This window comes from Legionella sp. 27cVA30, from assembly GCF_024160945.1.
GTDB lineage: Bacteria > Pseudomonadota > Gammaproteobacteria > Legionellales > Legionellaceae > Legionella_A > Legionella_A septentrionalis.
Window position 1 is genome coordinate 454,133 of the sequence record NZ_JAMYXK010000002.1, and the last position, 23,016, is coordinate 477,148.

Below are 23,016 nucleotides of genomic sequence, written 5' to 3' on the forward strand. Positions count from 1 at the left end.
CCTGGCGCGGCAGGAAGCATGAAGAACGCCTAGCGGAAAGGCAAGAATATATGCTTTAATATGACAATTTTCGCTGTTTAAGGGTTTAATATGACATTTGTTGTGACTGAAAACTGCATCAGATGTAAATATATGGATTGCGTCGAAGTTTGTCCCGTGGATTGCTTTTATGAAGGGCCAAATTTTTTAGTGATTCATCCGGAAGAATGCATCGATTGTGCATTATGCGAGCCGGAGTGTCCTGTGCAAGCCATTGTTTCAGAAGATGACTTGACTGAAGACCAACGGCAATTTCTTGCCATTAATGCTGAATTGGCGCAAACCTGGCCAAACATTACCGCAAAAAAAGAGCCGCCTGAAGATGCGAAGGAATGGGAAGGCGTGGAAAATAAACTGCAATATCTGCAAAAAGAGTGGGAATAACTCCCATCCTGGAGGATTTTGTAACAAATTGCCGGCGCGTACTCAGCGAGCAAGGTCGGTTGTTTACAGCAATTCCAGGGTTTGTTGCACGCACGCAGCAAATTGATTTGGCGATCGCCATCGCCAAAGCCATCGAAGCACGTGCTACCCTGGTTGCTGAGGCAGGAACAGGAATAGGCAAAACCTTTGCCTATTTAGTTCCCTGTTTGTTAAGCGGTAAAAAAGCACTCATTTCCACAGCTACCAAAACCCTGCAAGATCAGCTTTTCCAAAAAGATTTGCCTGTGCTTATCCGTGCATTAGGATTATCAGTGCGCGTACAAAATCTTAAGGGACGTGCTAATTATATTTGTCGTTATCGTCTTGACCTTCATGTCAACGAAGGGCAATTTAGCGCGCAACAAATCGCCCATGAAGTACTTTATATTCATGAAAAACTTCCTCGGTTAATTGCCGGTGAACGCAATGAATTACCTGAAATTCAGGAAGAGTCGGCAGTTTGGCCTTTTGTGACTTCGACCAGCGAAAATTGCCTCGGTGTCGAATGTTCGTATCATGCCGAGTGTTTTTTAGTAAAAGCCCGGAAACGTGCGCTTGATGCGGATGTGGTTATCCTAAACCATCATTTGTACTTTGCTGATTCGCGCTTGAAAACCGAAGGGTTTGGCGAATTATTGCCGGGAGTTGATGTGGTGGTCTTTGATGAAGCCCACCAGTTGGCTGAAATTGCGTCCAATTTTTATGGCGAGCGCATCAGCACTCGCCAGTTGCACGATTTACTGGATGATATGCTGCGGGTATGGTCTGTGCTGGAAGAGCCTTACCAATTCTTGCAACAATCAAGCCAAACTCTGGGCACAATCATTCATGACTTGCTTGAAGCTTACCCATCATTTAGAGAGCGCAGCAGTTGGACGGATCTTAAACGATATCCGTCATTCCTAAAATCCTGGGAAGCGTTGCTTTTATTCATGCAAGAATGGTCAGACTATATTAGCGGCATGGCGGTTCAGGAACATCCTGGCTTACAGCGTTGCAAGGAGCGCCTGGATGAACTTTGCAGGCTCTTAACATTATTCCAAGGGCAAAAATTGGAGCAAATTCGTTGGGTAGAGCGCTTTAAGCATAGTTTGGTCTTTCATACCACCCCTTTTATGGTAGCTGATTCTTTCCAAACCTTGTTACGCCAGCAAACATGCACCTATGTATTTACATCTGCCACGTTGACGATGGCTTCTTCATTTGACTGTTTTACTAAGCCCTTGGGCTTAACCGATGTGCAAACGCAACTGCTTCCCAGCAGTTTTGATTTTAAGACGCAGGCTTTGCTTTATTTACCGCGCGCATTGCCTGATCCTAAAGATGATCATTACCATGAAGCATTGCTTGCCAAAGCATTGCCCGTTATTAATGCTTGCGGCGGGCGGTGTTTCTTTTTATTTACCAGCCATCGTGCTTTGCAAAGGATGGCAGATTTATTGTCCACGCATCTTAATTTTCCCCTACTTATCCAAGGGGAGGAAGCAAAGCCCATTCTTTTGGCACGCTTTCGCGAATTAGGCAATGCTGTGTTGTTAGGCACTGCAACTTTCTGGGAGGGTGTGGATGTGAAAGGTGAGGCATTGTCTTGCGTTATTATCGATAAAATTCCTTTTGCCAGCCCTACGGATCCGGTAATGCGTGGTAAAATGGATTATTTGAAAGCGCGTGGCTTGTCTGGTTTTGATGAGCTTTCCCTGCCTAATGCCATTTTAGCATTAAAACAAGGTGTAGGGCGCTTGATTCGAGACGCAGCAGACCGAGGTATTCTTATGATTGCCGACCCACGTTTAACTGCCAGAGATTATAGCAGGCAAATTTTTGCAAGCTTGCCACCCATGAGAAAAACGCGTGAAGAACATAAGGTTTTATCGTTTATAAATCAGTTAGGTTTAAAAATTTTGGATAATGATACTGAGTTATTATGAATTTATTAGCATTAGATACATCCACAGAAACCGCTACAGTTGCTGTAGCCCTAGGCGAACAGGTTTTTGGCAAGGAACAAAAGGCATTAAGCCAGCATGCACAATTGTTATTGCCTATGATTTCTACTTTATTGGCGGAAGCCAACTTAAGTTTTAAGCAATTGGATGGCATTGTTTTTGGCCGTGGCCCAGGAAGCTTTACGGGCTTGCGGATTGCCTGTAGCGTGGCAAAAGCATTGGCTTATGCGCACGATCTTCCTGTATTTCCAGTCAGTAGTCTTGCGGCAATCGCACACAAAGCTTTCCAGCAAGAGAAGGAGCTGCCTTTAAATACGCAGGTTCTGGCTTTGCTGGATGCTCGCATGCAGCAAGTTTATTATGGTTATTTCAGCCAGGAAATAAAGGGAGAGGAAGGGGTGGCAGCGGCTGCACAGCTGCCAATATTTCCCGATGTTCCTTTGTTACTGGCAGGCGTGGGTTGGGACAATTATATTGCAGAGCTGCCGTCTTTAATCCGAGCTCGTATCGTTAAGCAAGCCGTTGTTTTCCCAAGTGCTCAAGCGATGCTTAATTTGGTACAATCCGGCAGCATAAAATCGGTCACAGCGGAGGAAGCTTTGCCGGTTTATATACGTAATCAAGTGACGCAAGGGGAGCCGCGTGGATAAAAAATTATTTGATATTCTGGTTTGTCCGTTATGTAAGGGAAAATTGCTACTCAAAAATGAAGAATTGATCTGCCGTTTTGACAGGCTGGCTTATCCAATTCGCGATGGTATACCGGTGATGCTCGAGACGGAGGCGCGCTTGTTGACCCTGGAGGAAAAAGATCAATTATGAGCACCGATTTTCATGTAATCATCCCGGCCCGTTATCAATCTACCCGTTTACCAGGGAAGTTGTTGATGGATTTGCATGGCATGAGTGTCATTGAACGGGTGTATCGGCAAGCTTTAAAAGCGCAACCCAAAAGCATTACCATTGCTACCGATCATGAAATGATTTACACAGCAGCGCAGCATTTTGGTGCAGATGTCATCATGACCGCGTCAACGCATCAGTCCGGTACGGATCGCATTGCTGAAGCCGTGGTGAAAAAAAATTTCCGTCCAGATGATATTGTTGTAAACGTGCAGGGGGATGAGCCTTTAATTGCCCCCGAATTAATCCGGCAGGTAGCGCAAAGCTTAAAAACCACTGCAGCATCCGTCGCGACATTATGTTGGCCCGTGCATGATTACACCCTGGCGGCAGATCCCAATGTAGTCAAGGTGGTTCGTGACAAAAACCAGCATGCGCTTTATTTCTCCCGCAGCTTGATTCCAGCGAACCGTGATGAACCTTTGGCATGTAAACACGTGTTCAGGCATATTGGGTTATACGCCTATCGCGTTGCTTTTCTGCTTGAAATGAGTAAATGGCCTGTATGCGACCTGGAAGCAATGGAAGCACTGGAGCAATTGCGGGTGTTGTGGGCGGGACATCAAATTAAAGTTGAAGAAGCTTGTGTTTTACCTTTGCAGGATATCAACACGGCTGAAGATTTGCAGCGTGCGCGCATGAACCTTGCACCATTGCCAAACTAAGCTGGACATTACTCGCAACATCCAGCTTAAACGCGGCAGCTATCAGTTAAAAAAAACCGTACCCAATTGTAAACAGGGTAATCCCGTAGAAAAGAAATTTTTTAAGCCGTTGCCGTTGCTTGCAGGCAATGCTTATGATCGTCAATGCAATCACACCAGGATAAAAAATTTCTAAAGCCGGTTGTAAAAAAGCGGCAATGCCACGGAAATCCAGTAGGGAAATTGCGAATGAAATAAGAGTGGTGCCTACAAGGACGTAATGAAATTTGTTTTCTTTAAATTTTAAAGTGTTGCACAAGTACCTGGCATACAAGTTATTAAGAGCCACTGCGGTTGACAGACAGGAAAACAATACCGTTATGCCTATGAGTTGGGTGGCACGATTGCCCATGGTGTATTGCGCAATGGTCGGCAGCATGGACTCGGCAGCCACATCCTGCATTAAGAAAGAATAATGTGCTCCCATATAAACAAAACCCAGATAAACTAAAGCGAGTAATATGGCAGCCACTATGTTGGGTTTGATAGCAAAACGCAAAACTTCACGATTAGTCGCATCAGGCATGTGTTTCTGTATTTGTGCGAATGTTAAGGCGGAAAAGAAAAACGCTGCGAACAAATCCATGGTTTGGTAACCCGTATAAAAGCCGGTGAGGAAAGCTGTTTGCGCTGGCTGTGGAGTGACCGCAGCCGGTGAGCAAAATACCGCGACTAAGGTGAGAATGAGTAGGGCGGCTAACAGTACCGGGCTTATCCACTTACCTAAAATTTTAATCATCAATTTGTCGTTTAAGCAAATGGCATAGGTAAGCAGGCAAAAAAGTAGACTGAACAAGGTGAGGGACATTTCCGGCATCATGCAGCGCATGCTTCCATAGGCTACGGTAATACAGCGCGGCACCACGCCGAATGCCCCTAAAAGAGACAGCATTGCAAAGGGTAGAAAAACACTGGCAGTTTTTCCGGCACCGGCAAAAAATTGCTGATAATCACCGTGATACAGTTTAATAACAAACAAGCCTAAAAAAGGCAGCAAGATGCCTGTAATTAGTAAGCCCGCAAATCCTAACAACCAGTGGGCACCATCCGCATAGCCGATTTGCAATGGAAATACCAAATTTCCTGAACCGAAAAACATGGCGAAAATGGCAAAACCATACATTAAAATTGATTTAGTTTGAGACATAATTTTATTTCTCGTTTAGAGTATTTAAGGAAGTAACAACTAGATGAAGGGAAGGATTAATGGGCCGCAAGGGCCACCACAACCACGCTGACTCGGCGCAAAACAGAGAAAACGAGTGAATTAAATAATCCACCCGCAAAATTTATGATTAGTATTGAATTAGCGCTTTTAGAGAACAAAGTCATTATTACAACAATATATGAATAAAATGATAAAAAAAGTTCATCTTGAACACATTATCCGCTTTAGGCGCAACTGTCAATTTGCCAAGCTCATTTCATATTCCTTTTTTTTTGTTTTAGCTGTTAGCGAAAGTCTGCGCAAGTATAACAACAATGCCGGAAACAGCATCAGTAAAATGCCGCTTGAAAATACGAAACGGAAATGATTTGCGCCGCCTACATCCATGCTGTTTTCTGGGGGGAAAAACCCAACGAACAGCGTAATGGCACACCCAGCTATTCCTAATAAACAGGTGAAATAATACCCAAAACGGCCGCCTGGTATGGCAAAGGGGCGCGGTAAACCGGCAAATTTTCGTTTTAGGCGAATGGCGGCGATGAACATCAGTACATACATTAAAATATAAAGTTCAGTGCTTAATGCTGTGAATAGCCAGTAAATGGCATTGACCGTGGGGAATAATAGAAATCCGCCACAGAGCAAGGTCACTAAAACGGCTTGCAAAATCAATATCCTGGAGGCAATGCCATGTTTATTCAGGCGGTAGAGCCAATGCGGTAAAAAACCATCATCAGCTGCCAGCAACAAGCCTTTGGCAGGGGAAATGATCCAGTTAACCATACTGCCCAAGCTACCCAACAACAGTAAAATCACCATGACAGGCATTAAAAAACTCAAATGATAAGCGTCAAAGAAATTGGTGAAAGCTTGCATTACGCCATTGACCAACCCAATTTTTTCCTGCGGTAATACAAAAGCAATCGCCAGCGAACCAAAAATCATGGTAGTCAATATTAAAACAACTGAAAAAAACATGGCACGTGGAAAATTACGCTGTGGATTGTGGACATTGCGTACGTGCACTGCAGCTAATTCCATTCCCAAAAAAGATGTCATGATGGCAGTAAGCGATATCCAGGAGTGGGTATCTTTCCAGTGTGGGATTAGATTGGAAAAGCTTAAATCAATGGCGATCGGATTGCCTTTTAGCAACCAAATCAACGCTAGAAAAATGATAAAACCCATAGGAATAATCATGCCGATAATGGCACAAAAACTGGCAAAAGTTGCGGAAGCGCGCAGACCAAGCAACCCCAGCAGGGTAAGGGACCAGAATGTGATTAGGATAACCGCAATCAAATAGTATTTATTCTGAGCTAATTCAGGATTGATTAAATAAGCCAAGGTTCCTGCAATAAAAGACAGGATAGTGGGGTACCAGACCATGGTATTAATCCACTGCAGCCAAATCGTAAAAAAGGCCCAATTATCGCCAAAAGCATGGCGTACCCAGCTGTAGACACCCCCTTCTTCTTCAGACCAGGTAGAAGAAAGCTCTGCCGAAACCAAAGCTACAGGGATAAGGAATACAATAGCTGAAAAAATAAAGAAAAAAATCAAAGAAGAGCCGAATAAAGCAGTGGCAGGTAAATTACGGATACTGTCGATGGCCCCGGTAATTAACAGAACCAATGCGAGCACCGAAATTTTTTCTGAAGACCACGCTTTCATGAATAAAAAATCCTTGGCAAAAAGATAACCATTATAAATGAACCCTGCATGACAGGAAATGCTTTTTTATAAACTGCTAATTTCCGCGTAAGCCGCTTATTATAAATAAAATTACTTAAGAAGATATTAAGAAACTATTTTTATTATAATTTCTTTCTTTCATCGATTAATTTTAGGGGCTAATCCTAATCGTTGATAACAAAGCTATAAAATGAGATAAATTAAATCATGCAAGGGTTATTTGCTTTAGCGAGCATTATGAGTTTGCCCGTGTGCGGTGATAAGAATGCGGCGCGACAGCGCATGATCGCGATGCTCGCAAAGATAAATTCCCTGCCATTGTCCCAGTTGCAGGCGATTCTTGTGTATTGGAATGCTCAAATTCACGCCCAATAAAACATTTTTTATGTGGGCCGGCATATCATCATCTCCCTCAACTGAGTGTCGATAGTGTCTATGTTCAGGCACTGCAGTATTAAAGTAGGTTTCCAGATCGAGACGTACGTCCCGGCAGGCATTTTCGCTAATAGTCAAGGAAGCGGATGTATGCTGCAAGAATAAATGCGCCATGCCTATATCTATAGGTGATTGGGCTTTAAGGATGGTTTCAATTTCTTTGTTAATTAAATGAAAGCCGCGTGTTTTGGGCGGCAACACGCATTCTTGCTGCCAATAAACCATGTGCAGTTCAGGTTTATCCATGCCGCATGCCATCGCGGCAGGCTGGGGATGCAGGGACATTGCTTTGCTCCGCCCATTCATCCGGCGCATATAAAAACAAGCTCAACGCATGCATTCCCCCGTCAAATTCTTCACTCAGTAGGGAGTTAACAAGGCGATGACGGGCCAGCCGAGGAAGATTGTTGAATGCAGGAGAAACGGCGATCACTTTAAAATGCGTCTCCGCCCCTGAAGGTACGTGGTGGCGTTTTGATTCATCGTCAATCTTAAGAATAACTGGCTTTAAGGTTGCAACTAATGCATCATGAATACGTTGTTTGCGCGACATAATGACAACAGCATAAAAATTGGTTAGATTGGAAAGTATACGCAGCAATTGCTTATTTGTCATATGGAATGTGACTGGTGCAACAGGGAGCAAGGATGAGGCAACAGGGATTCACCTTAATCGAGGTGATGATAGTGGTTGTTATTGTCGGCATTTTGGTGGCAATAGCTGTGCCTTTTTACCAAGATTACACGGTGCGATCGCGAGTGCTCGAAGGATTAAATGCTGCCAGTGTTGCCAAACTTGCCGTAAGTGAAACTGCCATTGCCAACAATGCCTTACCCGCTACCCAGGAAGAAACAGGGTACTTAAGTCCGGCTGCCACGGATAATGTGGATTCCATTGCGATCGCCGATGATGGTACCGCCACCATAACCATTACTTTTACCAGTCGGGCCGGCAACGGTACCATCTTTTTAGTCCCGACGTTAAATCGAGATGCTGGTGGGGTAGTGACCTGGACGTGCACCGGGGGTACATTGGCAGCAAAATTCCGCCCAGTCAATTGCCGTTGAGATCATCACCGCGCCTTAAATTGTCAAAAAGTGACCAATTTGAACATATGAATTAAAAATTAATATAAAAAATTCTTAAAAATGCGTATCTTATTGTTGGCATTAAATTTGCATAAAGGTTACTGACTTAACGATAATGAATGTTAATAATTATTTTTTTGCTGTAAGGGGATGAACATGAAACAATCAGGCTTTACTTTAATCGAGTTGATGATCGTAGTGGCTATTATTGGCATACTGGCGGCTGTTGCGATTCCTGCTTATCAAGATTACACCATCCGTGCGCGGGTGACGGAGGGATTAAATCTCGCTTCTGCAGCCAAACTGGCCGTTTCTGAAACAACAATGGCTACTAATGCGCTGCCTGCCGATCAGAATGCCACAGGTTATGTCCCTCCTGCTGCCACACCCAATGTTTCTTCCATTGCTATTGCCGGCGATGGCAGCGGTGATATTACCATTACCTACACAGCAACTGCGGGTGGCGGTACTATCATCCTGGAGCCTACTAGGCAGGCAAATGGCGAAGTGACTTGGGCTTGCACAGGCGGCACCTTACCTGACCGTTATCGTCCGGCCAATTGCCGATAGGAAACAAAGCGGATTTAGCCGCCCGTCAGGGCGGCTTTTTTACAGCTTTCTAGCAACGAGCGGGTTGGTTAAATGCACGTAATCCGGTAACCCATTTACATAAGGCGGATAAGCTTCTCCCTGAATCAACGGTAACAGATAACGGCGGCATGCTTCAGTAATGCCATAACCGTCTTCACGGATAAATTCAGGTGGCATTTTTCTTTCCTGATTAGCTACGTCCGACAAGGGGACATGGCCGATGGACCAACGATAGGGCGAGTCTTGTTCCCGCACGATAATAGGCATAATCGCATTGTGACCGTTTAATGCCAACAGCACGGCTTCTTTGCCCAGGGCATAAGCTTGTTCCACATCAATGGCCGAAGCAATGTGGCGGGCTGAACGTTGTAAATAATCGGCTACAGCCCAATGATATTTCAAATTCAATTCACTTTTGATTAATTGGGCAATGATCGGTGCAACGCCACCCAGTTGGGCATGGCCAAATGCGTCATGCAAGCCTGCTTCATTCAAAAATTGTCCTTTGGTATTGCGAATGCCTTCAGAAACCACCACCACGCAATAGCCATAGTGTTTTACGCAATAGTCCACCCTTTGTAAAAATTGCGTTTGTTGGAAAGGTACTTCAGGAAACAGAATAATATGCGGCGGTTCTTGCTCATTTGCACTGGCCAATCCGCTGGCCGCAGCTATCCACCCTGCATGTCGGCCCATGACTTCCAGAATAAAGACTTTCGTTGAAGAAGCTGCCATGGATGCGACATCCAAGCCTGCTTCCAGGGTAGAGATGGCAGTATACTTGGCAACCGAACCAAAACCTGGACAAGAATCGGTAAATGGCAGATCATTGTCGACGGTTTTTGGGATGCCGATGCAAGTTACTGGATAATTCATCGCCATGCTCATTTGCGCGACTTTATTAGCCGTATCTTGGGAGTCACCGCCGCCATTATAAAAGAAATAGCCAATATTGTGTGCTTTAAAAACTTCAAGCAAGCGTTTTACTTCCTCGCCATTATCTTTTAGCTTGAAGCGGCAAGAGCCGAAAGCACCCGCCGGGGTATGCAACAATTTGGCAATGTTTTCTTCGCTTTCCAAGGAGGTATCGATGAGGTTTTCATACAAGGCACCTATAATGCCATCTTTAGCGGCATACATCCGGCCTATTTTTTCCGGATATTGGCGTGCGGTTTGAATGACGCCGCAGGCGGAAGCGTTGATTACGGCAGTTACCCCGCCGGACTGGGCATAAATTGCATTTTTAACTAGCATGTTATTACTCCATATTTTGTATTAGTTTGGCTACAGCAAGGGTTATTCAATCGCCTCCGCACAAGGCATTGCATAGGCATGATGATATTCGTATAAAACCATATCGATGCACTCGATAAGACGGATAAAATCAGGTTGTAATTCATCAATACGCCGTACCTGGCGGGCCAGTGTTTCTGTCTGCGCAACTTGGCTTTGCAGTTGCGGCACACCACAAAAACAGCAAGCCCCATGCAATTTATGCGCTGCACGTTCAATTCCTTTGAGATTCTTTTTAGCAAACAATTGTAGAAATTCTTCGCGATTTTTTTTAAGTTCTGCGATGAATTGTGCCAGAAATTCAGCAGCCAAAACCTGGTTTCCCGACACTTTTTGTACGCATAAAGACCAATTTATGGCATTGCCTTGTGTTTTTTTAAGAAGGCTCAATAAATGGCGCAATAAATTTTCTTCGTCAATCGGCTTTTGCAAATAAACATCCACCAGGTTTTTTTGGAGAAAATCATCCTCCCTGTCCAGGCTGTTGGCGCTTATGAGAATAAGGGCTGACGAGCGGTTTAACATGGATTGGCGGATCAAACGTGCGGCTTGTAACCCATTGAGTTTTGGCATTTGTAAATCCAAAAGGATGACATCAAAACGCTGTTCGTTGCAAAACGTTACAGCTTGCTCGCCATCTTCTACTGCATTGATACGTGCATTTTCCCCCAGCAGGGAATTTAGAAGCATGCGATTGACTGGATTATCTTCGGCAATGAGCAGGCTAGGCTGAATCACCCGCAATTGCGTGCGCAATTCATTCAGTTCACTGCCGGCAGTTTTCTTGAATTTCGCATCATTGAGTAATGATTCTATGGTATCGTGAAGTTTTTGTATATTTGGAGGCTTAAATAAAAAAGCTTGCGCACCCAAGGATTCAAAATCTTGTATAGGCCATTTAGACACAAGAGCGCATGGCACGCTCGTATGGGCAAGAATTTGTCCTACCTGGTTCTCGCAACCCTGGTTTACATTAATAAACGCCAAATCACAATCTTGATGGGTGCTCAATGCTTCCTGCAAAAGATTGAAAGAATTGATGCGGATGCATTCGATCCCCCAATGGCCAAGTCCATTGCAGAGGGCTTCCAAATGCAAGGGGTTATCGTCGAAACAAAGCACTTTTAAATGGCCGAAACGATGGGTTTGATGTTTCTCAATTTCATACCCGGCAAGTTTAGCGAGTTTAAGATGGACAGAAAAAGTAGAGCCTTTATGCAGTTCGCTGGTTAATGAGATGCGTCCCTGCATGTGTTCGGCGAGCTTCTTGCAAATAACCAAACCCAGGCCGGTACCACCAAAGCGGCGGGTAATGGTGGTATCGGCTTGATTGAATGCATTAAATAAGGTGGTTTGATCTTCCGGTGAAATGCCCATTCCGGTATCGCTGACAGATAAATTAATGGTGTAATCTTTATCGGTTTCCTGCTCAATGTCGGTACGAATTAAGATATAACCATGATCGGTAAATTTGATGGCGTTGCTGATTAGATTACTGATGATTTGTTTTAAGCGCAAAGGGTCTCCTAATACCCGCTTGGGCACATTGATGGCTGTAGCAGGTATCAGGTCTATCCCTTTTTTATGGGCATTGGGGGCGGCTAGCGCCAGGACATCATCAATACAGGTACGAATATCAAGCGGTATGCAATCCAGATGCAGTTTTCCTGCATCCATTTTAGAATAATCCAATATGTCATTGATGATGGATAATAAATCCTGCGCGGAAGAGCGGATCGTTTTTACATAATCCAGTTGCAAGGGGTCAAGACCGCTTTCCAGAAGTACATTTGTAAAGCCGATAACGCCATTCATCGGCGTACGGATTTCATGGCTCATGTTGGCAATAAATTCCGATTTTTGCCGGCTTTTTTCTTCAGCTTTTTTCTTATCCAAAGATAATTCAATATTTTTTTCTTCAAGGAGTTCGAGATTTTTTTGCAAGTCTGCTGTCGCCGTTTCAATGTATTGATTTAAATCATGAACGGTATTGAGATATTGTTTTTGCAAGTGGAGGCATCCGCGCTCAATTGTCCCTAACTCTCCGGAACTCGATAGTTTGATTTCTGTTTCAAATTCATTGCTTAAAATTTGCTTCATGCTGCGGCGTAAGCGGGCGATAGGCAAATAAATTTGTTTGGACAAGAAGTAGTGGATGGTCAACCCGATCAATAACCCCAATAAGGTAATAAAAATGGTGATGATGTACATTTGGTAGCGTTTAATCAGGGTAGAGCGGGTATCAATGTCTAAGGATAACCAGCCCAGGATGTCATCGGCTTGAAAATCAATGGGACTGCTAGGCGTTTTAAAAGGCGGAGTAGAATACAAATTAAATTTGGGCAAAATAATGGGGGCGGTAAAATTAATGCTATACGGAGACAATTGTTTATTCTCGACATAATCCCCGGTAAAAGCAGGGGTAAGGGAGTTTTTAAGCGAATGTTTACCGCCGCGATAGGCTAGTAATTGCCCTTTTGCATTATAAAAAGCCAACGCTTGAATTTCAGAATGAGTAGACGCGTCAATTAATCCTTGCAGGGTTCTTTTATCGTCACGTAATAAGGCCAATTGCGCGACAGGCAACAATTGACGAATGTAAGTTTCCCCCAGGCGCAAACTGAGCTGATTTAAATCCTTGTTATATTGCCCATTGTAAAATAAGGCAAAAAGCAGTGCCACCAATAATACGGGGATTAAGGTGATTAATCTAAGCCGGTATTTAATTCCAATGCTTTTCAATATTGTGATTCCTTACCCTCATTATTTTGCGTGGTAACCAAAGTCAGGTTATACTGCGGGGGCTTAGATGCCGCAAGATGTTACAGATTTTTGCATCATTATCTTCAGGTTAACTAGATTTGCAAATACAAATTTAAGAACCACACAAATTATACCGTGTTTATTTCTTAGCTTACAACGGAGCCTTAAATGGTTGTGCGAACTCGTTTTGCCCCAAGTCCTACTGGATTTTTACACGTAGGCGGTGTACGCACCGCTTTATTTTCCTGGCTGTTTGCGCGGCATCACCAGGGTGAATTTATTTTACGCATCGAAGACACAGATCAAGAACGTTCCACGCAAGAATCAGTACAAGCCATTCTGGAAGGCATGGCGTGGCTGGGGCTTGAGCATGATAAGGGCCCCTACTATCAAACCGAACGCTATCCTCGTTATCTTCAAATTATTGAGCAATTGCTCGATGAGGGGAAAGCTTATCGCTGCTATTGCACAAAAGAACGCTTGGAAACTTTGCGGGAAGCTCAGTTGAATGCCAAGGAAAAACCCCGGTACGATGGCTTTTGCCGAGATTTGCAGCGTGGGAAAACAGATGAGCCCCATGTCATCCGGTTTAAAAATCCGCAAAGCGGCATGGTATCTTTTAGCGATCAAGTATACGGTGATATTCATGTAGGCAATAGCGAATTGGATGATTTGGTTTTGCTGCGCTCGGATGGACATCCTACTTATAATTTTGCAGTGGTAATTGATGATTGGGATATGGGTATTACGCACGTTATTCGTGGCGATGATCACATCAACAACACGCCTCGACAAATTAATTTGTTTAATGCACTCGGTGCACCTGTGCCTACCTTTGCTCATTTGCCAATGATTTTGGGAGAGGATGGCAAGCGTTTATCAAAACGGCATGGGGCGGTGAGCGTGCTGCAATTTAAGGAACTGGGCATTCTTCCTCATGCCCTTCTTAATTATTTGGTTCGGCTGGGTTGGTCTTACGGCGATAAAGAAATCTTTAGCCTGAATGAAATGATTGAATTGTTTAATTTAAATAATGTCAGCCGTGGAGCATCCAGTTTTAATTATGAAAAATTATATTGGTTAAACCAGCATTATCAAAAATTTGACGCCCCAGAGAGTGTAGCCAAAGCACTGGAATGGCATTTTTCTCGCAATCATATCGATATTACCAAAGGCCCTGCGCTTGAAGACTTGGTTTCCATTCAGGCTGAGCGCTGCAAGTCTTTGGCAGAAATTTGTGAAAAGAGTCGTTATTTTTATGAAGATTCCATCGAGTACGATGCGGACGCCGTGAAAAAACACTTGCGGCCTGTGATCCTTGAACCTTTGTCCGCTTTATATGAACGTTTCGCACATATTAATGAGTGGGAGCGCGATGCATTGCAGCAATGCATTAATGATGTGAGTGCTGAATTCAACCTGAATATGGGAAAAATCGCCCAGCCTTTGCGCGTGGCTGTAACGGGCAGTAGCATGTCTCCTTCCATTGATATGACCTTAAAATTATTGGGCAAGCACCGCGTACTGAGTCGGCTGCAACACGCTTTACAATTAATTGAAGCTCGCGCCAGCGCCAGTGAAAATTGATGCAAAACCGGTTACCGCTTTGCGTTAACCGGTACTTTCTAGTCTGATATAGCAAGCTTTCTTTAAGCTTACATAACCATGGCAAATTCCCTCCTTGGAAAATTCATTTAACTTTTTTTTTATAAAGCCGATAACTTCAACAAAGGAGAATTGAAGGGGCGTACATGAAAGAAAAACATTTTGCTTACAAAATTACGCGCGAGAGTTCGGATTTGGTGTGCACGCATCATGAATTTGCAGAAGATAAAATGCTGGATTTGCTGAAAGAAATAGCGCAATCGCAATTCAAAGGAATTTATTGGATTTTTAAGCAATTGGATGGCAAGCCGCAAGAAGCACTTTGCATTATCGATTGTGCACATAGCCGAATTTATTACCATTATTCGGGTGAAGTTGAACGTTTGGAGGACACTATCAGAAAACTAAGCCAACAAAAATAGTCTATTATTTAAATTGTGATCATTAAAGGAGTGATAATCATGTCAAATAAAAAGATTCACAGAATCATAGGATTAGGAGTGCTGTTACTGCCGATGTGGTCTTGGGCTGCTGATTCAAGTTCCGCAAGCCCAACTGAAATGCCGAAGGATGAATGGCTGGATAAGGTTAAAAAAGTCATTCCTGATCCAATTTGCAAAGGTTTCATGGAAGATGCATCTATATCTGCTCGTTTAAAAGAACGTAACATCAGTTATCAAAACTGCGTGTCTTTAATTCCTTCCATTGCTGACAAATGCATCAACAAATATTACGACAGTTTACCTGCAATGATTAATCAGGAAAGTGCATCTAAATGGGGACGCACCATTGGAGAATGTATCGGCGGTGATTTTGCTGTAAACCATTTGTATTCTGGTACGGGAAGTGAGAGTGGGGCCACCGATTCAAGCTCTACGGGATCCGGCAGCACCCCAAGCACTTCAACAACTATGCAGCCGCAACCTGCAGCAGGAACCGCGCAATAGCGCAAAGTATTTGGGTTAAAATGGCTTATAAACGCTTCTAGTTACGAGTTATAAGCGCATCGGAAAAAGGGTTTAATGCATCGCGATAGTTGTTAACCCATTGGAATTGCTTTAAAAGAGAGCTGCAAGTGCATTGAATTTATCGCCGCAGTAGAGATGGCAGGAAGGGCGGCTGATGATGCAGCAAATATACCCATAACGGGTATATTTGGTAAGAAACGTATGGGTGACATTATTAGAGCATCGTTTTTCTTAGCAGATGTAAAAGCTGTCTGCTTTAGGTTCTTCGCTAGGTTAGAGGTAATGCAAAAGCGTAGCCTGCTGAGAAGGTGGAGGCTACGCTTACTATGTTCAGTAATAATTGCATAATACTCTTACTGTTTTTGATATTATAGTGTAATAACATGATATGATTTTTTATGCAATTGCCACTGCAATAGAATCATCTGGAGATGAATCATGTTGGTAACATTTAGTTGTCCTGCGCATGAAAATATTACAATGTTTGGAGACGTCGCCATTCACTTATTAAAAATCATGGGGCATAGCGGTACAGTACCCAGTGCTATGTTGGCGGACGAAGTTCCTGAAGCACTTTCACGTCTGCAACAAGCTGTGGATAAAGAAAAGAAAAAAAGCCAGCCGGGCGCGCGCTTACGCCAAGATGAAGAAGAGGATGAGCCGGCCATAGGCCTTGTGCAGCGGGCACTTCCTTTGCTTGATTTATTAAAGGATGCTGCTGCAGCCAAATGCAATGTGATGTGGAAATAATTCTCCATTTCAAATTTGTATAACTGTCTGTTGAATCGTCATTTAGTATGTTAAAATGCCAGCATTTATCCATGGTTCCTTAAGCTTATGCTTACTTTGCGTCAAATCACACTTTCCCGCGGCAATAAGAAACTGCTTGAGCAAGTAAGCGTTACGGTTTATGAAAAACAAAAAATAGGTTTGGTGGGGCATAATGGCTGTGGGAAATCAAGTTTATTCAGTCTGATTTTAGGTGAACTAACCCCTGACACGGGGGATTGTCTCTTAAATTCCCAGAATAAAATTAGCCATCTCTCGCAACAGCTTCCGGACAGCGAGGAAGCCGCCCTCAATTTTGTCCTCGCTGGCGATAAAGAATACCAGCTTCTGCAAAATCGTTTACTCGCGGCTGAGCAGGCAGGGAATGATGCGGATGTACTCGCTTGCCATGAAATCTTAAATCAGACCGGCGGTTACAGTAAACCCGCAAAAGCGGCGGCAATATTATCAGGCTTGGGTTTTAAACCAAGCGAGCAGAATGCCAGTGTGAACAGTTTTTCCGGCGGCTGGCGGATGCGTTTAAGCTTGGCTCGTTGTCTTATGAATCCTGCGGAATTACTGTTATTGGATGAACCTACAAACCATCTGGATATGGAAGCTATTTTTTGGTTGGAAAAATGGCTTAAGCAATGCCCAAGCACCGTTATTTTAATTTCCCATGATCGGGAATTTTTAGATGCTTGCGTCACCCATATTCTGCATATAGAGCAGCAAACCCTGAATTTATATTCAGGCAATTACAGCCGATTTGAGCAAGCACGTGCACAAAAATTGGTTTTGCAACAAGCCATGTTTACAAAGCAACAACAAAAAATAAACCATTTGATGGCTTATGTGCAGCGTTTTCGTGCCAAAGCTTCCAAAGCCAAACAGGCACAAAGCCGTCTTAGAACCATTGAAAAAATGGAAATTGTAGCGCAAGCCCAATTTGATTCTCCTTTCTCATTCGAATTTTTTCCATGTCCTCGTGCAGGAAAGCCTTTATTAGCATGCCAGCAAGTGACAGCAGGATATGAATGCAATGCCCCTGTTATTAAGAAACTTGATTTTATATTAAATCCTGGCGATCGCATCGCATTGCTTGGGCCTAACGGTGAGGGGAAATCTACATTAATTAAAACATTAATCGGAATTTTACCACCATTAAGCGGTCATATAGAGTATGCGCCGCATTTGAAAATAGGTTATTATGCTCAGCATCAACTTGAACAATTGAACATTGATTTAAGTCCGCTACAGACCATCCAGGAGCTTTCTCCAGAGGTTCGGGAACAGACCATCCGCGATTTTTTGGGTGGTTTTAATTTTATAGGCGATGCAGCGGTCAATCCCATCCGTCATTTTTCGGGAGGTGAAAAAGCGCGCTTGGCTTTGGCAAAATTAGTTTGGCAAAAACCCAATTTATTGCTGCTGGATGAGCCTACTAACCATTTGGATTTGGAGATGCGCGCCGCGGTTGAGATTGCTTTACAAAGTTATGAGGGCTGCTTAGTATTGATTTCTCACGACAGGCATTTATTGCGCGCCAGCGCGGATGATTTTTATTTGGTATTTCAAAAGCAAGTTCAGCCTTTTAAAGGCGATTTGGATGATTACCATCGCTGGCTGCAAGAAAAAGAAAGCGCAAAGGATACGAAAGAAACCACCACCGTATCCAGCTCTTATCGGGAAAAGCGTTCTTTACAAAACCGTCTTAAGAAGCTGGAGCTGATGACTGAACAATATCAGCAGGAATTAGCTAAATTTGAAGCGGCGCTTGCTGAAACTTCCTTGTACCAGGAAGGAGGGGAAAACGAGTTGCATGAGCTTTTAAAACAGCGAACAAAAGTGCAGCAGCAACTGGCTCTGGCAGAAGAGGAATGGATGGACGTGTTAACTGCACTGGAAAATTCTGAGACTTAATCGGGGGATATCATGAAACCACTAACCCGCGACATTCTTTTAACCTTAACCTTAAAGCTTTCATTGTTGATAGGTTTATGGTTTGTTTGTTTTAAAGGCGCGGAGAAGCCTGCCCAGGAAATGCACAGGTGGTTACTGGGCTCGAGTCTGTCGCAAGATACGACTCAAGACATTCATTAACACATCTATTTGGCATTAACTTATAAAAGTTAAACATTTCTAACTCGGAGTATGTTTCGTACTTCTTATCATTAAAGGTAATTTATGATGCCTGATATTTCTGTTGTTGACTTATCTCGCCTGCAATTCGCCTTAACGGCGCTGTATCACTTTCTTTTCGTCCCATTAACGTTGGGGCTTTCTTTGCTATTGGCCATAATGGAAACGGTTTACGTCATGACGGGACGTGAAATCTGGCGGCAAATGGTGAAGTATTGGGGAGTGCTGTTTGGTATCAATTTTGTTCTTGGCGTAGCCACGGGCTTAACCATGGAGTTTCAATTTGGTACTAATTGGGCCTATTACTCGCATTATGTCGGCGATGTGTTTGGCGCCCCGCTTGCTATTGAAGGGCTAATGGCGTTCTTTTTGGAAGCTACTTTTGTTGGCCTGTTTTTCTTTGGCTGGGATAGATTAAGCAAACTGCAACACATGGTGTGCACTTGGTTATTGGCATTAGGCACGAACCTGTCTGCTTTATGGATTTTAATCGCGAATGGCTGGATGCAAAATCCGGTAGGAGCACGGTTTGATTACCAAACGATGCGGATGGAAGTCAGTAGCTTTACCGATGTTATGTTTAATCCTGTGGCACAGGCCAAGTTCGTGCACACTATTAGCGCAGGGTATGTGACGGGTGCAATTTTTGTATTGGCGGTCAGTGCTTATTTTCTTTTGCGCGGGCGTAATAAGGATTTTGCCAAGCGATCGATGACGGTTGCGGTTTCTTTTGGCCTGGCATCTGCTTTATCAGTTGTGGTGTTGGGGGATGAAAGCGGCTATGTGGCGAATAGCAACCAAAAAATGAAATTAGCGGCCATGGAGGCGATGTGGCATACGGAGAAAGCACCTGCCGGTTTAACTTTATTCGGCATACCGAATGAAAAAACCATGAAAACCGATTACGCGTTTGAAATTCCCTTTGTATTGGGGTTGATAGCGACCCGGTCTTTAAATGAGCCGCTGGAAGGGATTAACGAACTGATTGAGCAAGGCAAGCAGCATATTCAAAAAGGTATGCTGGCTTATGAAGCGCTTAGTCGTTTGCGCAATAACCCTAACGACGCGCAAGCCAAAGCTGATTTTGAAGCAAATCAACAAGAGCTTGGCTATGGGTTATTACTGAAAAAGTATACCGATAAAGTCGTTGATGCTACTCCTGAACAAATAGCTCAAGCTGCGCAAGATTTGAAGCCGCGTGTTACGCCTTTATTCTGGTCTTTCAGAGTCATGGTCGCTTGCGGGTTCTTTTTCATTTTCTTGTTTGCAGTAGGTTTTTATTTGTCGGTAAAGCGCAAGCTTCATACGACCCGCTGGTTTCTGCACTTGGCTTTTTGGGCCTTACCCTTACCGTGGCTTGCCGCAGAATTAGGATGGATCGTGGCGGAATATGGACGCCAGCCGTGGGTGGTGCAGGGTATCCTCCCCACGATGATGGGGGTATCTTCCGTAAGTTTTTCCCAAGTCATGACGTCCTTGGCAGGCTTTATTATTTTCTATACCGTTCTGGCAATCGTGGAAGTGTATTTGATGGTTAAATACATTCGCCTTGGTCCTGATAATTATGCCCATTAGGAGAAGATTATGCCTTTAGATTATGAAACATTACGCGTTATTTGGTGGGTATTGTTAGGCGTTTTATTAATTGGCTTTGCCGTAATGGACGGGTTTGACTTAGGGGTAGGTATTTGGCTGCCTTGGTTAACACGCACGGACGCTGAACGGCGGGTGCTTATTAACAGCGTGGGCCCTACATGGGAAGGCAATCAGGTTTGGTTTATCCTGGGAGGCGGTGCAATTTTTGCCGCTTGGCCAATTCTTTATGCCTTGTCGTTTTCGGGATTTTATCTCGCCATGCTGGTTGTGCTTCTTGCTTTGATCTTACGGCCTGTGGGCTTTAAATACCGCTCCAAGCTGCCCGATGCAAGATGGCGCAATTTTTGGGATATCGCTTTATTCATTGGCGGGTTTGTGCCGGCTTTGATATTTGGCGTGGCAATTGGGAATGTGTTGCAAGGCGTGCCTTTTCATTTTGATGATTCGCTGCGTCCTTTCTACACAGGAACTTTCCTGGCGTTATTAAATCCATTTGCCTTGTTATGCGGATTATTATCTGTTTGTATGCTAGCCATGCACGGTGCTGTTTTTCTTAACTTAAAAACAGAAGGGCATATTCAGCTGCGTGCTCGTAGGGCGGCTGGTATCTGCGCTGTATTAACCGTCGTGCTATTTATTGCAGGAGGGGTATGGATTTACTCTGGATTTGACGGGTATCGGCTAACCAGCCTCGTACTTCATGACAGCCCATCCAATCCTTTGCACAAAACCGTTATTCGTGAAGCAGGGAGTTGGTTTGCCAATTACCAAGCCTTTCCTTTGGCAATGATTGTACCGGCTGCCGGCATTTTCGCGGCCATTTTTGCCGCTTTATTACTGCGGTTTGCGGGATTTGCTTTTATTCTCAGTTCCATTTCCGTGGCCAGCATCATTGCCACGGTGGGTGTCAGCATGTTCCCGTTTATTTTGCCTTCTTCATCCAATCCGGCACACAGCTTGATTGTTTGGGATAGTTCATCCAGCCAGTTGACGTTATTTATCATGCTGACGGCAACGGTCATCTTCATGCCCATTATTTTAATCTATACCGCGTGGGTTTACAGGGTATTGCGAGGGAAGGTGACTACCGAAGCAATTTCCAAGAATCAACATACGGCTTACTAGGAGGAAATATTTATGTGGTATTTTTCATGGATATTAGGGACTGGCTTAGCTTGTACCTTTGCGATATTGAACGCAATGTGGCTGGAATTGCGGGTTAATGACGATAACAATGGTCTTAATTCCGATATTTCTTTTGAAAATATGAATCCATAATACTGCGGTGACGTTATTATGGATGCCTGCATCACGTTGGCTTCTATATGAAGAGTGCTTTGTGTGATGCAGGAACTAAGATGCAGTTACCCTATTGTTCACTTGCATTGAATTGCTACTGCATCTGCGTTAGGCGGCACTTTTTTGTCGCCTTTATTTGCATAAGCTTTGGTAAATTCTGCCCCTAAAAAAAGAATTTGCGCGGAATAATAAACCCAAATTAAGATAATGATCAGTGAAGCAGCTGGTCCAAAGCCATTGGCAACTTTGCTATTACCCAAATAAATCCCCAATAAAAATTTTCCTAAAATAAACAATAGCGTAGTTGCAAAAGCTCCTGGCCACACTTGCCTCCATTTAATTTGTACATCAGGTAAGATCTTGAAAATCATGGCAAACAAGGCAGTAATTACGCTTAAAGAAATGAAGAAATTTAAACCCAGTGCGATTAAAGTTCCACCCGGCAGGTAACGGCTCAGGTAATCACTGATAGCTGCCAAAATAACCGTTAAAACAAGCGAGACAAGCAGTAAAAATCCTATGCCTAAAACCATGGTAAAAGATAAAAATCTATCTTTAATTATTCCCATAATGCCACGCCCGGGTTTAGGTTTGACTCGCCAAATGCTATTTAAACCGGTTTGCAACTCGCCAAAAGCTCCCGAAGCCCCAAACAATAAAACGACAATACCGGTGATTTGAGCGAACATGCCGCGGGCAGGATTGGTAGCGCTTATCATCATGCTTTCAATTTGCTTTGCACCATCGCTGCCAAAGATATGGGCTACCTGGTCTAAAATTTGCGCTTGCACCGCGTCTTTTCCAAAAAAGAAACCGGCGATGGCCGTGCAGACAATTAATAAAGGTGCCATGGAAAAAATGGTGTAATAAGCAAGTGCCGCCGCCAGGGAAGAAACCCTATCGTCTTTCCAGCTCTGGATGGTTTCTTTAAGAAGGTTTACCGCCATGTTAAGCTTCATGCATATCCTTTCCTGGGAGTTTTTTGAAGTTAGTCTTAATTTATTAACTTGTAAATACTGAGTCTTAAATTAAATGTCTGTAAAACTCCAAAAAATTTTTATTGGCTTCGGTATTCATGCGTTTGATATGACAGCGTACCTTCCAGATCCGTTTGATGACATCAGGAACCCGTTTGGCTGTGGCTTTGAGAGCAATGGCCCAAAGATGGGCAATAAAAGCACACCCTCTTGCTTTGCAATCCACATCCAGAAGATAAAGTGCATTTTTAAATAATTTAAGATTCTCCTGTTGTAAAAGAACAGCCGTACGTGCATTGGGTTTTAGTAATTTTCTTTTCTTTAAAATTTTATTTATATCATGATGAAATTGTGCGGAATCTCTCCTATGTTTTCTATAGCCAAGAGAAACGGATTTATAGTGGATTATTAAAGGCATGCCATTATCAGCAGCTTTTGCAATGGAGTTGAAAATTTCTTTTAAATTGGTTTTTAAATGAGTTACTTCAATTTCTTTAGGATAAATTAAGTACTCAAGCTCAGGATCAAGCAGCATATACTGAATGATGGGAGGCTTATATTTTCCTCTGGGCAGCCAACGGATAGCGGCAATATTATTCATATACTGGATTA

General features: G+C 43.5%; 24 protein-coding genes. 16 read left to right on the forward strand and 8 right to left on the reverse strand.

Annotation, left to right across the window (positions count from 1 at the left end; translation table 11 throughout):
• Positions 1-90 precede the first annotated feature (90 nt).
• The 5 genes from fdxA to kdsB are packed head-to-tail and all read left to right on the forward strand — an operon-like array spanning position 91 to position 3,976.
• Complete coding sequence (gene fdxA, locus NKV53_RS07380) at positions 91-423, forward strand: ferredoxin FdxA (RefSeq protein ID WP_126952949.1); 333 nt, start codon at positions 91-93, stop codon at positions 421-423.
• On the forward strand, positions 414-2,390 hold the full coding sequence (locus tag NKV53_RS07385; protein ID WP_233581832.1) for an ATP-dependent DNA helicase: 1,977 nt from the start codon (positions 414-416) through the stop codon (positions 2,388-2,390). The genes fdxA and NKV53_RS07385 overlap by 10 nt, the downstream gene beginning before the upstream one ends.
• Positions 2,387-3,058 (forward strand): tRNA (adenosine(37)-N6)-threonylcarbamoyltransferase complex dimerization subunit type 1 TsaB, encoded by a 672-nt coding sequence (gene tsaB / locus NKV53_RS07390; RefSeq protein ID WP_126952950.1) that lies wholly within the window; start codon positions 2,387-2,389, stop codon positions 3,056-3,058. The genes NKV53_RS07385 and tsaB overlap by 4 nt, the downstream gene beginning before the upstream one ends.
• A complete protein-coding gene (locus NKV53_RS07395; protein ID WP_126952951.1) occupies positions 3,051-3,230 on the forward strand; it encodes a Trm112 family protein in 180 nt (59 codons plus the stop codon). The genes tsaB and NKV53_RS07395 overlap by 8 nt, the downstream gene beginning before the upstream one ends.
• Entirely contained in the window at positions 3,227-3,976 is a 750-nt protein-coding gene (gene kdsB / locus NKV53_RS07400) for a 3-deoxy-manno-octulosonate cytidylyltransferase (RefSeq protein WP_126952952.1), read from the forward strand. Before NKV53_RS07395 ends, kdsB begins: the two co-directional genes overlap by 4 nt.
• Before the next feature lie 46 nt (positions 3,977-4,022).
• Here kdsB and NKV53_RS07405 read toward each other — a convergent pair whose 3' ends face one another.
• The 4 genes from NKV53_RS07405 to NKV53_RS07420 form a co-directional block, all read right to left on the reverse strand.
• The gene (locus NKV53_RS07405) at positions 4,023-5,162 is read right to left on the reverse strand and encodes a branched-chain amino acid transport system II carrier protein (protein ID WP_127033531.1); all 1,140 of its coding nucleotides are present in this window, start codon (positions 5,160-5,162) and stop codon (positions 4,023-4,025) included.
• Between the two features lie 258 nt (positions 5,163-5,420).
• The gene (locus NKV53_RS07410) at positions 5,421-6,857 is read right to left on the reverse strand and encodes an APC family permease (RefSeq protein ID WP_126952954.1); all 1,437 of its coding nucleotides are present in this window, start codon (positions 6,855-6,857) and stop codon (positions 5,421-5,423) included.
• Positions 6,858-7,103: 246 nt separating this feature from the next.
• A complete protein-coding gene (locus NKV53_RS07415) occupies positions 7,104-7,598 on the reverse strand; it encodes a secondary thiamine-phosphate synthase enzyme YjbQ (RefSeq protein WP_233581833.1) in 495 nt (164 codons plus the stop codon).
• On the reverse strand, positions 7,552-7,866 hold the full coding sequence (locus NKV53_RS07420; protein ID WP_126953122.1) for a BolA family transcriptional regulator: 315 nt from the start codon (positions 7,864-7,866) through the stop codon (positions 7,552-7,554). Before NKV53_RS07420 ends, NKV53_RS07415 begins: the two co-directional genes overlap by 47 nt.
• Positions 7,867-7,961: 95 nt before the next feature.
• On the opposite strand from NKV53_RS07420, the gene NKV53_RS07425 reads away from it, so the two are divergent.
• Positions 7,962-8,381 carry a pilin gene (locus NKV53_RS07425; protein ID WP_126952956.1) on the forward strand — a complete coding sequence of 140 codons (420 nt, stop codon included), beginning with the start codon at positions 7,962-7,964 and terminating at the stop codon, positions 8,379-8,381.
• A gap of 177 nt (positions 8,382-8,558) precedes the next feature.
• Positions 8,559-8,972 carry a pilin gene (locus NKV53_RS07430; protein ID WP_305884784.1) on the forward strand — a complete coding sequence of 138 codons (414 nt, stop codon included), beginning with the start codon at positions 8,559-8,561 and terminating at the stop codon, positions 8,970-8,972.
• 39 nt (positions 8,973-9,011) lie between these two features.
• On the opposite strand, the gene NKV53_RS07435 is transcribed toward NKV53_RS07430, so the two are convergent.
• Together NKV53_RS07435 and letS are read right to left on the reverse strand one after the other, a co-directional pair.
• Positions 9,012-10,247: a 6-phosphofructokinase gene (locus NKV53_RS07435; protein WP_253350922.1), complete on the reverse strand. Its 1,236-nt coding sequence runs from the start codon at positions 10,245-10,247 to the stop codon at positions 9,012-9,014.
• A 42-nt stretch (positions 10,248-10,289) separates the two neighbouring features.
• Positions 10,290-13,031: a two-component system sensor histidine kinase LetS gene (gene letS / locus NKV53_RS07440; RefSeq protein ID WP_199737583.1), complete on the reverse strand. Its 2,742-nt coding sequence runs from the start codon at positions 13,029-13,031 to the stop codon at positions 10,290-10,292.
• A gap of 186 nt (positions 13,032-13,217) precedes the next feature.
• Here letS and gltX point away from each other — a divergent pair, with 186 nt between their 5' ends.
• From gltX to cydX, 9 genes are all read left to right on the forward strand, one after another.
• Positions 13,218-14,636 (forward strand): glutamate--tRNA ligase, encoded by a 1,419-nt coding sequence (gene gltX, locus NKV53_RS07445; protein WP_126952960.1) that lies wholly within the window; start codon positions 13,218-13,220, stop codon positions 14,634-14,636.
• A 164-nt stretch (positions 14,637-14,800) separates the two neighbouring features.
• Positions 14,801-15,076: a hypothetical protein gene (locus NKV53_RS07450; protein ID WP_126952961.1), complete on the forward strand. Its 276-nt coding sequence runs from the start codon at positions 14,801-14,803 to the stop codon at positions 15,074-15,076.
• Between the two features lie 39 nt (positions 15,077-15,115).
• Complete coding sequence (locus NKV53_RS07455) at positions 15,116-15,601, forward strand: hypothetical protein (RefSeq protein WP_127111165.1); 486 nt, start codon at positions 15,116-15,118, stop codon at positions 15,599-15,601.
• A 459-nt stretch (positions 15,602-16,060) separates the two neighbouring features.
• A complete protein-coding gene (locus tag NKV53_RS07460; RefSeq protein WP_126952963.1) occupies positions 16,061-16,372 on the forward strand; it encodes a DUF1840 domain-containing protein in 312 nt (103 codons plus the stop codon).
• A gap of 87 nt (positions 16,373-16,459) precedes the next feature.
• Positions 16,460-18,313: an ABC-F family ATP-binding cassette domain-containing protein gene (locus NKV53_RS07465; RefSeq protein WP_126952964.1), complete on the forward strand. Its 1,854-nt coding sequence runs from the start codon at positions 16,460-16,462 to the stop codon at positions 18,311-18,313.
• Between the two features lie 12 nt (positions 18,314-18,325).
• On the forward strand, positions 18,326-18,493 hold the full coding sequence (cydP, locus tag NKV53_RS07470) for a cytochrome oxidase putative small subunit CydP (protein ID WP_158614945.1): 168 nt from the start codon (positions 18,326-18,328) through the stop codon (positions 18,491-18,493).
• A gap of 84 nt (positions 18,494-18,577) precedes the next feature.
• On the forward strand, positions 18,578-20,107 hold the full coding sequence (locus NKV53_RS07475) for a cytochrome ubiquinol oxidase subunit I (protein ID WP_126952965.1): 1,530 nt from the start codon (positions 18,578-18,580) through the stop codon (positions 20,105-20,107).
• 9 nt (positions 20,108-20,116) lie between these two features.
• A complete protein-coding gene (gene cydB, locus NKV53_RS07480) occupies positions 20,117-21,253 on the forward strand; it encodes a cytochrome d ubiquinol oxidase subunit II (protein ID WP_126952966.1) in 1,137 nt (378 codons plus the stop codon).
• Positions 21,254-21,265: 12 nt separating this feature from the next.
• A complete protein-coding gene (gene cydX / locus NKV53_RS07485; RefSeq protein WP_126952967.1) occupies positions 21,266-21,406 on the forward strand; it encodes a cytochrome bd-I oxidase subunit CydX in 141 nt (46 codons plus the stop codon).
• Positions 21,407-21,504: 98 nt separating this feature from the next.
• Here the strand turns inward: cydX and NKV53_RS07490 are convergent, their stop codons facing one another.
• Both NKV53_RS07490 and NKV53_RS07495 read right to left on the reverse strand, forming a co-directional pair.
• The gene (locus NKV53_RS07490) at positions 21,505-22,386 is read right to left on the reverse strand and encodes a YihY/virulence factor BrkB family protein (RefSeq protein WP_126952968.1); all 882 of its coding nucleotides are present in this window, start codon (positions 22,384-22,386) and stop codon (positions 21,505-21,507) included.
• Positions 22,387-22,450: 64 nt separating this feature from the next.
• On the reverse strand, positions 22,451-23,005 hold the full coding sequence (locus NKV53_RS07495; protein WP_233579841.1) for a hypothetical protein: 555 nt from the start codon (positions 23,003-23,005) through the stop codon (positions 22,451-22,453).
• Positions 23,006-23,016 lie beyond the last annotated feature (11 nt).

Bases quoted from the DNA above. Each gene is read 5' to 3' on its own strand.
- fdxA (WP_126952949.1), top strand. From the start codon at position 91: ATGACATTTGTTGTGACTGAAAACTGCATCAGATGTAAATATATGGAT.
- tsaB (WP_126952950.1), top strand. From the start codon at position 2,387: ATGAATTTATTAGCATTAGATACATCCACAGAAACCGCTACAGTTGCT.
- kdsB (WP_126952952.1), top strand. From the start codon at position 3,227: ATGAGCACCGATTTTCATGTAATCATCCCGGCCCGTTATCAATCTACC.
- NKV53_RS07405 (WP_127033531.1), bottom strand. From the start codon at position 5,162: ATGTCTCAAACTAAATCAATTTTAATGTATGGTTTTGCCATTTTCGCC.
- NKV53_RS07410 (WP_126952954.1), bottom strand. From the start codon at position 6,857: ATGAAAGCGTGGTCTTCAGAAAAAATTTCGGTGCTCGCATTGGTTCTG.
- NKV53_RS07415 (WP_233581833.1), bottom strand. From the start codon at position 7,598: ATGTCCCTGCATCCCCAGCCTGCCGCGATGGCATGCGGCATGGATAAA.
- NKV53_RS07420 (WP_126953122.1), bottom strand. From the start codon at position 7,866: ATGTCGCGCAAACAACGTATTCATGATGCATTAGTTGCAACCTTAAAG.
- NKV53_RS07425 (WP_126952956.1), top strand. From the start codon at position 7,962: ATGAGGCAACAGGGATTCACCTTAATCGAGGTGATGATAGTGGTTGTT.
- NKV53_RS07430 (WP_305884784.1), top strand. From the start codon at position 8,559: ATGAAACAATCAGGCTTTACTTTAATCGAGTTGATGATCGTAGTGGCT.
- NKV53_RS07435 (WP_253350922.1), bottom strand. From the start codon at position 10,247: ATGCTAGTTAAAAATGCAATTTATGCCCAGTCCGGCGGGGTAACTGCC.
- gltX (WP_126952960.1), top strand. From the start codon at position 13,218: ATGGTTGTGCGAACTCGTTTTGCCCCAAGTCCTACTGGATTTTTACAC.
- NKV53_RS07450 (WP_126952961.1), top strand. From the start codon at position 14,801: ATGAAAGAAAAACATTTTGCTTACAAAATTACGCGCGAGAGTTCGGAT.
- NKV53_RS07455 (WP_127111165.1), top strand. From the start codon at position 15,116: ATGTCAAATAAAAAGATTCACAGAATCATAGGATTAGGAGTGCTGTTA.
- NKV53_RS07460 (WP_126952963.1), top strand. From the start codon at position 16,061: ATGTTGGTAACATTTAGTTGTCCTGCGCATGAAAATATTACAATGTTT.
- NKV53_RS07465 (WP_126952964.1), top strand. From the start codon at position 16,460: ATGCTTACTTTGCGTCAAATCACACTTTCCCGCGGCAATAAGAAACTG.
- cydP (WP_158614945.1), top strand. From the start codon at position 18,326: ATGAAACCACTAACCCGCGACATTCTTTTAACCTTAACCTTAAAGCTT.
- NKV53_RS07475 (WP_126952965.1), top strand. From the start codon at position 18,578: ATGATGCCTGATATTTCTGTTGTTGACTTATCTCGCCTGCAATTCGCC.
- cydB (WP_126952966.1), top strand. From the start codon at position 20,117: ATGCCTTTAGATTATGAAACATTACGCGTTATTTGGTGGGTATTGTTA.
- cydX (WP_126952967.1), top strand. From the start codon at position 21,266: ATGTGGTATTTTTCATGGATATTAGGGACTGGCTTAGCTTGTACCTTT.
- NKV53_RS07490 (WP_126952968.1), bottom strand. From the start codon at position 22,386: ATGAAGCTTAACATGGCGGTAAACCTTCTTAAAGAAACCATCCAGAGC.
- NKV53_RS07495 (WP_233579841.1), bottom strand. From the start codon at position 23,005: ATGAATAATATTGCCGCTATCCGTTGGCTGCCCAGAGGAAAATATAAG.